Origin of the sequence: Jiangella alba (genome assembly GCF_900106035.1) — a bacterium.
Lineage (GTDB): Bacteria > Actinomycetota > Actinomycetes > Jiangellales > Jiangellaceae > Jiangella > Jiangella alba.
In genome coordinates this window covers 3,295,093-3,307,470 of sequence record NZ_FNUC01000004.1, presented here as the reverse complement: position 1 = coordinate 3,307,470, position 12,378 = coordinate 3,295,093, and the positions used below count along the sequence as shown (strand labels likewise).

At 71.9% G+C, this 12,378-nt stretch carries 4 protein-coding genes; all 4 read right to left on the bottom strand.

Annotated elements, in window-relative coordinates:
* Positions 1-13: 13 nt before the first annotated feature.
* The 4 genes from BLV02_RS33115 to BLV02_RS33100 all read right to left on the bottom strand — a co-directional run bounded on the left by BLV02_RS33115 (position 14) and on the right by BLV02_RS33100 (position 12,288).
* Complete coding sequence (locus BLV02_RS33115) at positions 14-949, bottom strand: ABC transporter substrate-binding protein (protein ID WP_069113637.1); 936 nt, start codon at positions 947-949, stop codon at positions 14-16.
* 38 nt (positions 950-987) lie between these two features.
* Positions 988-1,626 carry a hypothetical protein gene (locus BLV02_RS33110; protein ID WP_069113638.1) on the bottom strand — a complete coding sequence of 213 codons (639 nt, stop codon included), beginning with the start codon at positions 1,624-1,626 and terminating at the stop codon, positions 988-990.
* Between the two features lie 179 nt (positions 1,627-1,805).
* Positions 1,806-6,476, bottom strand: coding sequence for a ThuA domain-containing protein (locus BLV02_RS33105; protein WP_069113639.1), 4,671 nt, complete (start codon positions 6,474-6,476; stop codon positions 1,806-1,808).
* A gap of 127 nt (positions 6,477-6,603) precedes the next feature.
* Positions 6,604-12,288 (bottom strand): ThuA domain-containing protein, encoded by a 5,685-nt coding sequence (locus BLV02_RS33100; RefSeq protein ID WP_069113640.1) that lies wholly within the window; start codon positions 12,286-12,288, stop codon positions 6,604-6,606.
* Positions 12,289-12,378: the final 90 nt, after the last annotated feature.

Below are 12,378 nucleotides of genomic sequence, written 5' to 3'. Positions count from 1 at the left end.
GAGCGCCGATGTCTCAGGCTTCGGTCCCGGCGATGGCCTCCAGCTCGTCGAGAATGAGGCCGGCGCCGAGCACGCCGATGCCCAGCATCCAGGTGTCGTCCTCCACCTCGTGCACGTCGCCCGCGGCGATGGCCGGCAGGCCGGTCCACAGCCGCTCGACGGACGGGCGGGTGGTGGTCTGCGGGTCGCCGTAGCTGGTGTGGATGACGAGGTCGCCGTCGATCTGCTCGAACTCCTCGGGGCTCAGCTCGGCCATCGAGTACTCGTTCCACGCGTGGTCGCCGAGGTCGAAGCCGGCCTCGGTGAGGATCGAGCCGGAGAAGGTCTCGGGCCCGTAGAGGCGGAAGTTCTCCGGCAGGAACCGCACCATCGACACCGTCCGGCCCGCGGCGCCGACGGAGTCGCCGATGGCGGCGGCCCGCTGCGCGAACTCGTCCAGCAGGGCCGCGGCGTCGTCCTGGCGGTTCAGTGCCGCGCCGACGATCTCGACCTGCTCCTTCCAGTTGGTACCGGAGTCGGCGGAGAACACGGTCGGCGCGATCTGGCTGAGGTCGGCGTACAGCTCCTCGTGCCGGACCCGGGCGCCGATGATGAGGTCGGGCTCCAGCTGCGCGACGGCCTCGACGCTGGGCTCGACGGTCAGGCCGACGGTCTCGACGCCGTCCAGGTCGCCGAGGTAGTCGGGGTACCCGGCGCCGGCCTCCGCCTCGGTGGCGCCGACCGGCGTGACGCCGAGCGCCACCGCGGCGTCCAGGTGCGGCGAGTCGAGCACGACCACCCGCTCGGGCTCACCCGGCAGCTCCGTCGTCCCCATCGCGTGCTCGACGGTGTAGCCGGCGGCGCCGCTCGCGTCCGCCGCCGGCTCGTCGTCGGAACCGCAGGCGGCCAGGGCGAGAGCGAGGACGGTGACGGCGGACGCGGCGCGGAGGCGGCGGGGCACGAGGGTCATGCCCCGCAGCCTATCCGGCCAAGTTAGGTTAACCTCACCTACCCTCCGGTGTGGTTCGTGTGGTCCTCCGCCTTCGGCTCGAAGTCGACGCCGCCGTGCGGGTCGACCTCCTCGCCGGGCCGCGTCGGAAGTGTGATGTGGACGTGGCCGTTGCCGGCGTCGATGTTGAGGACGTCGAGCTGGGTGGCGGCCACCGACCACGCGGCCACCGCCTGGTCGCGCAGCCGCCCGGCCAGCTCCAGCAGCCGCTCCTGGTCCGGCCCGGCCGGCGCGACGACGGCCGACTCGTACGCCGTCGCCGCGGAGCCGAGCAGGTCGATCGCCAGCAGCAGCCCGTTGCGGGCGGTGTTGAACTGCGTCGACCCGGACGGCGGGTCGCCGAACGTGCCGATGGCGGCGCCGACGGCCGAGTGCCAGGCGGCGGGGCTGACGGCGGGCGAGACGACCGCCTGCCCGCCGGACGGCACCACCATGTGCAGGCCGTCGATCACGTTGAGCAGCCCGGCGTGCGCCGCGGTGGTCTGCTCGGTCAGCTGGCCGACCAGCTCGACCTGGCGCACCTCCTCCTGCGCCTCCAGTTCGGCGACGCGATCGGCCACCGGGTCGCCGTCGTCGCGGCCGCCGCTGAGCACCAGCGTCGCCAGGACGATGTTGACGGCGGCGAGGGCCACCGCCACGGCGATCCAGAAGCCCCGGCGCCGGGGCGGGGACTGCTGCCCCGGCGCCGGGGACGAGGACCGGCCGGCACCGGTCCCCCGTCCGCCGCGCGCGCTCGGTCTCCGTGATTCGTCGCGTTGGTTCGCCACGTTCGCAGGACGTTGAGCTTGCACGGTGACGTCTCCCTTCCTGTGGTGGTTTAGAGCCGCGCCCGCAGCGCGTCGCTCATGCGGAGCAACTCGACGCGGACCGCCTCGTCCTGGACCTCGGCGGCCACGGCGTCGTAGCGGTCCAGCGCCCGCCCGGCCTGCGCCGCCTGGCCGTCGCCGGACAGTCGCGAGGCCATGGACAGGTGCTGGGCGAGCTGGCGTTCCTGCTGCCGGTTCAGCGCACCGGCCGCGTAGTGGTCGGCGACCAGCCGGGCGCCGGACTCGAACGTGAACTCCTGGACCCGGACGTTGCGGAAGTACACGTCGTCGCCGTTGCCGTGGTTCTGGATGCCGACGAAGCTCGGCTGGTTCATCCGGTTGGGATCGGTGTCGGTGTAGTCGTTGATCAGCGCGCCGTTGAGGTAGACCTGGATGCGGTCGCCCCGCACGACGATCTCGTACGCGTTCCACTCCCCTGGCGGGTTGAGCGCGGCGTCACGAGCGGCGACATCGGCCGACTGGAACGCGTAGATCGCACCCGTCGTGCGGTCCGGCGCGTCCGTCGCGTCGATCTGGATCTCGTGCCCCTGGTTCACCGCCAGCCACGGGTCGTCGCCGGGGTTCGGGAACCCGACGAAGACGCCGGAGTTGTCGTCGCCCGGCATCATCCAGTCCAGCTTCAGCGAGTAGTCGGTGAGCGGCTGGTCGTACCAGTAGAGCCCCAGCCCGCCGTACGAGACCAGCTCGCAGTCGGCGTGCAGGAAGCCGCCCGGACCGGCCATCCGCCACGCCGCCAGGCTGTCCGCCGTCCCGTCGAACAGGCTCTGGTAGCCCGCACCCGGGTCGGTCGGGTCGCACTGGACGACCGGCGCCTCGCCGAACGTGAACCGCTCGAACGTCGCCGGCTGGCCGACGCCGTTGAACGCGGCCAGGCCGATGCGCGCGCCGGGCAGCCCGGACGTCGGACGCGGCCGGCCGAACGCCGTCCACTCCTCGCCGTCGGCGGACCAGTACGCGGTCAGCGTCGCGCCGTTGCTGACGATCTTCACGTGCGCGTTCTCGTTGATGCCCTCCGGCAGCGGCCCGGAGCGGTCCAGCGCGGCGTCGAACACCGCCTGCCCGCCCTGGTTGAGGCCGAACTCGAACCGCCAGCCGATACCGGGGATGTTGATGAGCACGGCCTTGGCGAAGTTCTGGTCGCCCGCGTGGACGATCACCCCGGCCTGCTCGTAGTCGCCGCCGGCCGGGATGGCCAGCTGGGTGGACGCCTCGAAGCCGGCCGCCGGGTCGGCGATCGGCTGCAGGACGACGTTGGCGGCGGTGGTGTTGCCGCCGAACATGTCGCCCTCGAGCGCATCGATCTGCAGGCGCCCCTCGCCCACCACAAGATGCTCGCCGTTCGGCCGCAGGATGGACGTCCACCGGCAGCGGTCCAGCGCGGTGCCGTCGAACTCGTCGTTCGGGTCCACCTCGGCGCCAGGGTCCTCGCAGGCCGCCGCGTCGGAGCTGAACGTGAACGCGTCGATGTCCATCAGCCCGCCGCCGCTGCCCTGGAACACCAGGTAGAGCGGCCCGGTTCCGGTGCCCGGGTCGGTGACCGGGACGGGTTCGAGGTCGACGTAGTTGTCCGGGCTGCCGGTGTGCGGGACGTCCGCCACCGCCGCGATCGGGCCGTCGGGGGCGCCGGTGCGCAGTTCGACGGTGCCGCCGGGGCCGCCGGCCGACACCCGCAGCTGCACCGACTTCGCGCCGGCCAGGTCGTACGGCTCGAACGAGATCCAGTCGCCGGGGTCGATGTAGCCGACCCGGGCGCCGCCCTCGGCCGCGCCGTGGCTGACCACCTGCACGCCGCTCTGCGCGGAGAAGTGCTCGGCCTGACGGTGCCGCGGCTGCAGCACCAGCTCGGCCGTCCCCGTCACCGGGACGGTGTCGGGCGACGGCGGTGTGTCGGTGTACTCGGCCAGCAGCAGCCCGAAGATGTTGTCGTCGGTGCCGTGCGCGCCGTCGGTGCCGGTGGAGATGGTCCCGGAGCAGCCGGTCACCGACTCGCCGCCGTGCGTGTGCTGGTCGTGGCCGAGCGCGAACGTCACCTCGACGTCGGCGCAGTCGACCGGCTGCCCGTCCGGGTCGGTGACGCTGACCTCGAACGCGACGTCCTGCCCGAAGCTGAACAGGCCGCCGTTGGGCGGCGACACGAACTCCACCACCGGCGCGGTGTTGCCGACGACGACGTGCGCGGTGGCCACGCCGGTGTTGCCGTCGGAGTCGGTGACGGTGAGCGTCGCCGTGTACTCGCCGTTGGCGGTGTAGGTGTACGACGCCGCCGGCTCGGTGGAGTCGACGGTCCCGTCGCTGGTGAAGTCCCACGCGTAGCTGAGGACGTCACCGGGGTCGGGGTCGGCGGAGCCCTCGGACGAGAACTGGACGGTCAGCGGCGCCAGGCCGGACGTCGGCGTCGCGGTGGCGACGGCCGACGGCGAGCGGGTGCCGGCGACGTAGTCGATGCGGTAGAGCGCCGAGTTCTCGTCGCCGTTGAAGAACCCGGTGCCGTAGTCGAGGACGTACAGCGAGCCCTCGGGGCCGAACTCCAGGTCCATCAGCTGGGTGTTCTGCATGAAGGCGGAGAACGCGCCGATGCGCGCCGGCCCGTCGGCGCCGACGGTCATGTTCTTGATCCAGCGGCGGCCGAACTCGTAGGCGAAGAACTGCCCGTCGTAGTACGCGGGGAACTTCGTCTCCGACTCCAGCGCCGGGTCGTAGCGGTACACCGGGCCGCCCATCGGCGACTCGCTGCCGCTGCCCAGCTCCGGCACCGAGCCGCCGTCGTACGGCAGCCACGCGGCGACCGCCGGCGGCACCGTCGGCAGGCCGGTGTTCAGCGCGGAGTCGTTCGCCGCGCCGCCCGCACAGTCGAACTTCGCGCCGACGGGGTCCTGCGTGCCGTCGTTCGGGTCCGGCTGGCCGGTGTTCGGGTCGATGCCGTAGTACGAGGTGAAGTCGCGGTCGGCGTACGTCTCGGTCGCCGTGTTGCGGCCGGTGCAGTAGGGCCAGCCGAAGTTGCCCGCCTCGGTGACCCGGTCGAACTCGACCTGCCCGCCGGGACCGTACTGGTTCGGGCCGCCGGAGTCGGGGCCGTAGTCGCCGACCCACACGTCGCCGGTCTCCTGGTCGACGCTGATGCGGAACGGGTTGCGGAAGCCCATCGCGTAGATCTCCGGCCGGGTCAGCTCCGTGCCCGGCGCGAACAGGTTCCCGGACGGGACGGTGTACGACCCGTCCTCCTGGACGGTGATTCGCAGGATCTTGCCGCGCAGGTCGTTGGTGTTGCCGGACGTGCGGCGCGCGTCGAACTGCGGCGCCCGCGTGGTCCGGTCGTCGATCGGCGCGTACCCGTTGGACTCGAACGGGTCGGTGTCGTCACCCGTCGAGAGGTACAGGTTGCCGTCGGCGTCGAAGTCGATGTCGCCGCCGTGGTGGCAGCAGTTGCCGCGATCCTGCGGGACCTGCAGGACCACCTGCTCCGACGCCGGGTCCAGCACGCCGTTCGCGAACCGGAACCGGGACAGGTTGTTGTGGCCCTCGTAGGCCGCCCAGATCGACGGGTCCAGGCTGGAGTGCGCCACCTCGCCCGGCGGGGTCGAGAGCGGCGGCGAGTAGTAGAGGTACACCCAGCCGTTGGTGGCGAAGTCCGGGTCGAGGGCGATGCCCTGCATGCCGTCCTCGCGGAAGTCGTACACCGGGATGTCCGCCGCCAGCGTCGTCTGGCCGGCCGCCGCGGTGTAGAAGACCCGGCCGTCGCGCGACGTGTGCAGCGCGCTGCCGTCGGGGAGCACGGCGACGCCCATCGGCTCGCCCATCTCCTGCGGTCCGCGGGCCAGCGTGACCTGGTCGAAGTTCTCCGTGACGGTGGCGCCGCAGTCGGCGTCGACGGCGCCCGCGGCGGTCTCGATGCCGCCGGCGAGGTGCTCGCGGAACTCCGCCTCGGCGTAGGACTCCTGGGTGTGCCCGCCGCCGGTGTACCAGGACCGGCCGCCCTCGTAGTCCTGACACCAGGCGATCGGGTGGTCCGCGCCCATGACGTCGCCGTCGTAGCTGTCCGGGTCCAGCGACGCCAGCACGTGCACGCCGCCGCGCGGGCTGGCCTGGTAGTCGTACCACTCGTCGGTGCGCTCCCACCGGTCCGGCAGGTGCTGGGTGGACGGGTGGACGCGGTCCTCGACGACGACGGTGGCCGGCTGGATCTGCGGGTGCGACTGGAAGTACGCCCCGACGAGGCCGCCGTACCACTCCCAGTCGTACTCGGTGTCGGCGGCCGCGTGCACGCCGGCGTAGCCGCCGCCGTCGGCGACGTAGCCCTCGAACGCGGCCTGCTGCTCGTCGTTCAGCACGTCACCGGTCGTGGACAGCCAGACGACGACGTCGTACTGGGCGAGGTTCTCCGGCGTGAACGCGCCCGCGTCCTCCGTCGCCGTCACCTCCCAGCCGCGCTCGGCGCCCAGTTCCTGGATGGTGGCGATGCCGGTCGGGATGGAGTCGTGCCGGAACCCGGCGGTCTTGCTGAACACGAGCACGTGGGTGCCCTCGTGCATGGTCTCGACGTCTTGGGTGACGACGGGCTCGGCGGCGGCCGGCGCCGTGGTCGCGGCGAGTGGCAGCAGCAGGGCTCCGGCCGCGGCGAGCGCCGCGGATCTGAGCAGGGGTCGTCTCGATTGGCGTGGCAACGGTGCCTCCTCGAATACGGTGCGTGCGCCCCTTGCTCCCCCGTCCACCCGCCTCGGCCGCGAGTGTGGTGCCGGTGCCGGGCGGCGGTGACGATGACCACCGCCGCCCGGCACGTTCGGTGCGGAGTTACAGCTGAGCCCGCAGCGCGTCGGCGTAGGCGAGCAGCCAGCCGCGCGCGGTCTCGTCCGTCACCTCCTCGGCGACCGCGACGAACCGGTTGAGCGACTGCGTGGCGCCGTCCGTGACGCCCTGCCCGGCCAGCCGCTCGGCGTTGGCCAGGTGGGTGGACAGCTGGACGCCCTGGTTGCGGTTGACGGCGCCGTCGGTGCGGTACCGCTGCACCAGCGCCTTCGCGCCGTCGTACGTGGCGACGACCTCGAACGCGACGGTCGTCTCCGCGGCGTTGCCCGCCTCGTCGACCGCCGTGGCGACCAGCGTGTGCGCCCCCAGGTCCGGCGTCACCGTCGACGGGTTCTCGACGGCGGCGCCGTCCAGCGTCAGCGACACCGCGACCTCGCCGGACACGTCGTCCGTCGCCGTCGCGCTCAGCTCCAGCCCGGTGGCCAGGTCGTAGCTGCCGCCGTCGGCGACGCCCTCGACCGTGATCACCGGCGGGGTGGTGTCCGGCTGGTCCGTGGTGACCCGGAAGTAGTCGAACGCCACCGTGACCGGCTGGGTCTGCTGCGGGCCGATCGCCATCAGGCCGAACGAGGTGAGCTCGGCGTCGTTGGTGACCGGGTCGCCCAGCGAGGTCCAGTTGACCCCGCCGTCGCTGATCTCAGCGCTGTAGGTGTCGCCGCTCTTCGTCATCCGGAGGTAGAACCAGCCGCTCTCGCTGGTCTCCGGGATGTCGATGTTGCGGTTGCCGCCGTTGCCGAACTGGCCGCCCTTCTCCGAGACGAGCTCGGCCCGGAGGTCGGTCGGCGACGTGGCGCCGTTGTTCGCGACGACGTCGAACTTCACGTAGTCGTCGTCGCTGCCGTACACCATGAGGCCGGCCAGCTGCCACTGGTGCAGCATCGTCGGCGTCAGCCGCGTCTCGATCGTCCAGTCGCCCTCGGGGACCCGCTGCAGGATGAAGTTGTTCGGGTCCTCGTTGGCGGAGCCGTTGATGTCGCCCGGCTGCGTCTGGATCTGCAGCCGCCCGTCGGCCACCGAGGCCGCCGACGAGTCGTAGCGCACCACCGAGTTCCACCGGCAGCCGTCGATCGCGGCGCCGTCGAACTCGTCGGACGGCTCGCGCGAGCCGTCGTCGCCGGCGACGTCCGGCGTGAGGGTGAAGTGGTCGAAGACCGCGTTCACCGAGTGCGCCGCCGTGTCGCCGGCCGCCATCAGCCCGATCGTCGAGTCGTCGATCACCTGCGCCGCGCCGGCGAGTGCCGTCCACGTCTCGCCGTCGGCCGAGTAGGCCGCCGTCACCTGCTCACCGTCGCTGGCCAGCCGCAGGTGCGCCGTCGACGGGAAGTCCGCCGGCAGCGTGACGTTGGCGTGCCAGGTGCGGGTGCCGCCGGCCTCGGTCTGGAACTCGAGGATCCGGCTGCCCGAGCTGGTGCGGGTGAAGGCCAGCTTGACGTAGTCGTCGTCGGTGCCGTGCATCAGCAGGCCGGCGTGCTGCCACTCGCGGGTGTGCTCCACCGAGACCGCGGTCTCGACGGTCCACTCCCCGTCGCGGGTGGGCTGGCCGACGTAGCTGATCGGGCCCTCGACGCCTTCGTTGATGTCGCCGTTGGTGACCGGCAGCACCAGACCGCCGTCGGCGACGCTCACCGGGAGGCCGTCGGCGCTGCGCACCGTCGTCCACCGGCGGGCGTTGAGCTCGGACCCGTCGAACTGGTCCGACCCCGTCATCAGGCACACCGGCGGCTGCTCCGGCTCCGGGTCCGGGCCGGGCAGGCCGTCCACCAGCGTGAAGTCGGTGAACGTCGCCGTGGTGCGGGCGCTGCTGCTGTGCGCGGTGACGGCCAGGCCGATGTCCTGGACGTCCGCCGCGCCCGTCAGCGTGACCGGGTCGCCCACCTGCGTGAACGTCTCGCCGTCGCGGCTCCAGTAGGACGTGTACTGGTCGCCGTCGCGGACGATGCGCACCCACGCCGGGTAGCCGTGCTGGCCGGCGCCGGTGCTGGCGTCGAGCTGGCCGTTGCCGTCGCTGTCGCGCAGCCACTCGAAGCTGTTGCCCGCCCGCATCGTCATCGCCGCGTAGCCCGGCGAGACGCCCGGCTGCGTGACGTCGTTGCGGACGATCAGGCCGGCCTTGGCGGAGTTGTTCGAGTTGGTCTGGCTGACCACCTGCGCCGTCGCCGTCCACTGGTCGCCCGTGGCACCGGCGGCGCCGGGCAGGTACACGGCGCTGTACTCGTCCGTCCCCTGCCACATGTTGCCGCCGCCGGACTCGACCACCCAGGTGTTGTTGTCCGGACGGTCGAAGGTGCCGTTCGCGCTGGCGTGCGAGAACGTCAGCCAGTCGCCGTAGAGGTCGCCGATCTCCACCTGGACGATCCGCGACGTCGTCGTGGCGCCGTTGTCGTTCGTGGCGACCGCGGTCAGCCGGTAGCGCTGCTCCTCGGTCACCGTCCAGGTGGCCTCGTACGGCGCTTCGGTGTCGACGCCGATGGACTCGTCGCCGACGAAGAACTCGACCTGCGTGATCGTGTTCTCCGCGTCGGCGGCGTCGGCCGTGACCTGGACGTCGCCCAGCTCCAGCTCGTCGGACGGTGTCGGCGCCGTGATGGCGACCGTCGGCTTCGTCGTCGTGGCCGCGCCCTTGCCGTCGGCCTCGACGAAGTTCAGCCGCCGCTCGCCGGCGCCCGGGAACACGGCGTAGAGCACGAAGCTCTCGCCCGGGTCGTCGACCTCGACGCGGACGTCGGCGTACGTGCCCGACCCCGTCGCCGGGACCTCGCCGGTGCCGAGCAGCGGGCCGTCGGGAGCGTCGCGACGCAGCTCGATCGGGCCGCCGGCCACCGACGACGCCCGCAGCACGAGCGCGTCGACGTTGTACAGGTTGACCGGGTCGTACGACGCCCACGCGCCGTCCTGGCCGGAGACCGCGGTGCCGTGCCCCTCGACGTCGCGCGACGACGCCGTCGTGACGCCCTGCGCGGCGGTGTAGAACTCGGCCTCCCGCTGCCGCGGGAACAACCGGGTGAGGTCCGAGCCGGTCAGCGCCGGGACGCCGTCCACGCCGCCGCCGTCGGTGTAGCGCCCGTCGAGGACGTAGAACACGTTCATGTCCTCGCCGTGGCCGCCGCCGAGCGCCGTCGTCACCTGGCCGGTGCGCCCGCTGAGCGGGTCGGCCGGGTGGGCGTGCTCGTCGTGGCCGAGGGCCGGCTGGATGATGACGTCGGCGTCGTCGATGGTCTCGTCCTCGGCGTCGCTGACGCTGAGGTCCCACGCGACGGTGTCGCCGAAGTCGAAGAACGAGCCGTCCGGCGGCACGTCGAAGTCGACCTCGGGCCGGGTGTTGCCGACGGTGATCGGCACCGTGGTGGTGCCGGTCTTGCCCGCGGGGTCGGTCACCGTGAGGCGGGCGTTGTAGACGCCGTTCTCGGTGTAGGTGAACGACGCCTGCGCGTCGGTGGAGTCGACGGTGCCGTCGCCGGTGAAGTCCCACTCGTAGGTGAGCGTCTCGTTCTCCGGGTCGGTGCTGCCGGTGCCGTCGAGCTGGACGCTCAGCGGCGCCTGGCCGGAGTCGGGCGTGGCCGTCGCGTGCGCCACCGGCGAGCGCGAGCCGGACACGTAGTCGACGCGGTACAGGCCCGAGTTCGGGTTGTCGCGGCCGAAGCCGCCGCCCCAGTCGAGCACGTACATCGAGCCCTCGGGACCGAACGACGAGTCGATCGGCGCCATCCACTGCTCACCGGGCAGGAACGGGTTGATCTTCTCCAGCGCGCTGGTCTCCTCGTTGAGGTCCAGCGAGTACATCTTGTTCTTCGCCCACTCGTAGAAGAACGGCTTGCCGTCGTAGTACTCCGGGAACTTGGTGTCCGACACCAGGTCCGGGTCGTAGTCGTAGAACGGGCCGCCCATCGGCGCCAGCCCGCCACCGGCCGGGATCACCGACGGGACGGACGAGGTCTGGTAGCCGTACCACATCTCCGGCTCCTGAGCCGGGGGCAGTTCGGTCAGGCCGGTGTTGCGGACGGAGTCGTTGACCGGGTTGGCGCAGTCGAACGGCTCGCCGACGGTGACCGGGTTGGTGCGGTAGTCGACGTCAAGGTACGGCGTGTTCGGGCCGATGCACAGCGGCCAGCCGTAGAAACCGGGCTCCTTGATCAGGTTCCACTCGACCATGCCGGCCGGGCCCCGGTTCGGGTTGTTGCTGCCGTTGTCCGGGCCGTAGTCGGCGACGCCCAGCCAGCCCGTCTCCGGGTCGACGGAGAACCGGAACGGGTTGCGGAAGCCCATCGCGAAGATCTCCGGGCGGGTGCCCTCGGTCCCCGGCGGGAACAGGTTGCCCTCGGGGATCGTGTAGCCGCCGTCCGCCTGCGGCTGGATCCGCAGGATCTTGCCGCGCAGGTCGTTGGTGTTGGCCGACGTCTCACGGGCGTCGTGGAAGGTGCCGTCGCGCTCGGACAGCGGGGCGTAGCCGCCCGACGGCTCCGAGTGCGGGTTCACGTCGTCGCCGACGGACAGGTAGAGGCTGCCGTCGGGGCCGAACTCCAGGCCGCCGCCGGTGTGGCCGGGCTCGTCCGGGAGCCGGCGGGCCGGCACCTCGAGCACGACGACCTCGGACGCGGGGTCGATCTGCGAGCCCGCGCCGACGGTGAAGCGCGACAGCGTGCTGACGAAGTTCGCCGGATCGGTGTCGTCGGCACTGGCCTTCGAGTGATAGACGAACAGGTGCCCGTTCTCGGCGAAGTTCGGATCCAGCGCGATGCCCAGCAGGCCGTCCTCACCGCCGGAGTACACCGGGATGGTGATGGCCGTCGACGTGACCTGGGTGGCCGGGTCGTAGACGCGGATCTGCCCGCGCACCAGCTCGGTGAAGAACACGCGGCCGTCGGGCGCGACGTCCATCGCGAACGGCGCGCTGGTGTTCTGGTCCAGCGGCACCCGCTCGAACTGCTCCCACACGGTGCCGCCGCAGTCGCCCTCGGCCACGCCCGCGGCCCACTGCACGCCGCCGACGATGTGCTGGACGAAGTCCGGTTCCTGCGTGTAGTGCGCGCCGAAGTGGCCCATCGCCGTCACCCAGGCGCGTCCGCCGTCGTACGGCTTGCACCACGAGATCGGGTGGTCGTACCCCTGGGCGTTGCCGCCCGGGTCGTAGGTGGTCTCGTCCATCGTCGCCAGCACGTGCGCCGTGCCGCGGACGTTGGCCGAGAAGTTGTACCACTCGTCGGCGCGCTCCCAGCGCTGCGGCAGCTGGGCCGTCGACGGGTGGGTGCCGTCCTCGACGCGGACGGTGCCGGGCAGGCCCGGGCTGGAGCCGGTGGCCGCGTGGCCCGGCATCAGCGCGCCGATCAGGTTGTCCCACCAGGCGTAGTTGCCGCGCATGTCCGCGGCGTTGTGGATGGCGACGATGCCGCCGCCGGCCTGCTGGTAGCGCTCCATGGCGGCCTTCTCCTCGGCCGTCCACGGGTCGCCGGACGCCTGGAACATCACCAGCGCGTCGAAGTGGGACAGGTCCTCGTCGTTGAAGATCGACGAGTCCTCGGTGTGCTCCGACGTGATGCCGGCGGCCTCGAACGCCGCCTGCAGCACGGGCACGCCCTGCGTGATCGCCTCGGTGTGCCGGAACTGCGTGGTCTTGGTGAAGATCAGGACGTGCGCTGACTCGCCGTGCTCACCTTCGTGAGCCGTCGACGGCACTGCCGTCAGGAGTGGTATCGCCAACACAGCGGCGAGGGCGACGGCCAGGAGCCTGGCCCATCGCTGGCGTAGTGCCACGAGCATGAGGGG

What these genes read in the sequence shown, in the direction of transcription:
- BLV02_RS33115 (WP_069113637.1), bottom strand. Translation starts at nt 949, where the DNA reads ATGACCCTCGTGCCCCGCCGCCTCCGCGCCGCGTCCGCCGTCACCGTC.